1 protein-coding gene is annotated in these 2,079 nt (G+C 60.7%); it reads right to left on the bottom strand.

Annotated elements, in window-relative coordinates; translation table 11 throughout:
• Positions 1-218: 218 nt before the first annotated feature.
• Entirely contained in the window at positions 219-2,006 is a 1,788-nt protein-coding gene (locus tag ACLJPL_RS33970; RefSeq protein ID WP_411084804.1) for a serine/threonine-protein kinase, read from the bottom strand.
• Positions 2,007-2,079 lie beyond the last annotated feature (73 nt).

Raw genomic sequence — 2,079 nt, 5'->3', positions numbered from 1 at the left:
AGCCGAACTCGTCTCCACGACGCCCCGCCTGGCGCGGGCGCGACCTGCGCGTTCGCCCGTCCTCCGCACGATCCTCGACCGCAGCACCCAATGCCGTAGACGCAGTCCGCTCGCGCAACCAGCCACGCAGCACCTGGTGTTCGCGATCGGACAACTCCAGCGACAAGGGCTTCGGACCAGGCACCACTCCACCCCATGCCCACCCTTGAAATTTGGACTCAGGACAAGCGCGTGGGGGTGCCGAGGATCTTCCCGAGCGTAATGGCCACGTCGAAGTCCCGACCCCATGTGAGTGCGACGAGGTCGTCGAACTCCGCCTCAGGGCGTAGCAGATCGAGGACGTCGGCTTCGAATACTGAGCCCGGTTCTGCCAGGTCGAGCGCTTCTTCGCGGAAACAGCGGTACGTGTCGCGTGACCGGAACATGACCGAGTACTCACCGTCTACGAGCACTCCCACGGAGACATCCCACTTCTCTTCCAGTGCCTGCAGTGTGCTGGCGACGTGGTCGGCGTTGAACGGCTCGGTCAACAGATCCACTCCCACCGCTTCTCGGTCCGAATTCAACGGAAGCGTCTCGTCCCAGAGCACCGAGAGGTGGTGCTCGAAACCGATGTCCTCACGAATCGTTTTGTCGAAGTCCAGGTAGTCGGTGTCAAGAACCGTACGCATCCAGCGGGTAATCCAAAGGATCGGGGCGCTGATCAGATTCGCCCGCAACGAGCCATTGCCTTCACCGTAGACAGATTCGCGGATGCTTGTCAGCAGCTCTTCGCAGTGGTAGTCCTTGCAGAACCGGAACAAGTGAGCCGACCGCCGCGGCAGGCCGCCCCAGTGCGAAGACTGAGAGAGAGGGAAATCATCCAAAATCTTCTCCAGCTCACGCTGGAGTTCCGGCTTGGCGGCCGAAAATACGAGAGCGTCGTCGTTCTCGCCCCACTGCACGGCGCCCTCATAATCGAACTTCGCCTTGCACGAGGCATATACAACTGCTTGAGCACATGTGTTGAACAGCTCCGTGCTCACCCGATAAGCAACCTCGCAGTGATAGTTGAGGTTAAATCGGTCGAGCTCTCTGTCGGCGACCCGCTCGAAGACATGCTTCGCCGACAGCACGTCTCTGGCAGCACGGCCGAGGATTCGCTCGACCTCGTCGGACGAGCTGTCGGCGGGCCCTTCATTGGGGCTCAGATCGTCGGAGATCTCCTCGATTGCCGAGTCGATCCGCTGAAGGGTTATCCGAAGCATGCCGCGTACGGTGTCGATGCGGAGCCGCTGCGCCTCATCTTGGAGCAGCATCTGTTCAACGATCAGGTCGAGGTCGGCCAGGAAGGGGTAGCGGTCGCGCACAAGCGCGTGTCGTCGCCCTCGGGCGTTCTGCTTCGTGAACATCTCGGTTATTACGAGGCCGAGCGCAAAGATGTCCGCCGGCTTGCCGATACTGAGGGCGTTGTTCCTCACCATCTGCTCGGGAGCGAGATAGTTTCGGTTCACCAGGAGGTCTCCGCGGTTCGTGAGCGAGGAGTCCTTGAAATGTGCGATGCCGAAGTCGGCCAGGACGAGCCGACGCGCATCAGGGTCGACGAGGACATTCTCAGGTTTGATGTCGCGATGCACTACGCCGTCGCCGTGCACGTACGCGAGCGCATCGCAGAGCTGGCGCACGTAGTTGAGAAGCACGTCAGTATCGGTTTCGTCGTTGATCACTTGTCGCAGCGTCATAGGGTAGAAGTCCATGACGTAGTAGAAGAAGTTCGCGTCCTCTGAGCGCGCGTGGATACTCACCACGTTCGGGTGGTTCGATGTCTGCCCGTACTCGATCTCCTGCTTGAAACGCTTGTTGCGAGCGGAGTCCGCGTTGCTGTCCTTCTTAATCTGTTTGACTGCCAACACCTGACCGTCGGGCCTACGGCGGACCTTCCACACCACGGCTGATCCGCCCCCTCCCGGAGTTGAATCGCGCTCGTATGTGACTCCGTCGATGATGAACGGTTCGTTCCTCGGCATGAAACCACCCTACTGACCCTCAGGGCGGTGACGTCGGCTAATTGCCGCCAGGACCAGAGCGTTCTCCGGCGGG

The organism is Streptomyces sp. cmx-18-6, from assembly GCF_046548915.1.
GTDB lineage: Bacteria > Actinomycetota > Actinomycetes > Streptomycetales > Streptomycetaceae > Streptomyces.
This window is presented reverse-complemented; position numbering and strand designations above follow the sequence as displayed.

What these genes read in the sequence shown, in the direction of transcription:
- ACLJPL_RS33970 (WP_411084804.1), bottom strand. Translation starts at nt 2,006, where the DNA reads ATGCCGAGGAACGAACCGTTCATCATCGACGGAGTCACATACGAGCGC.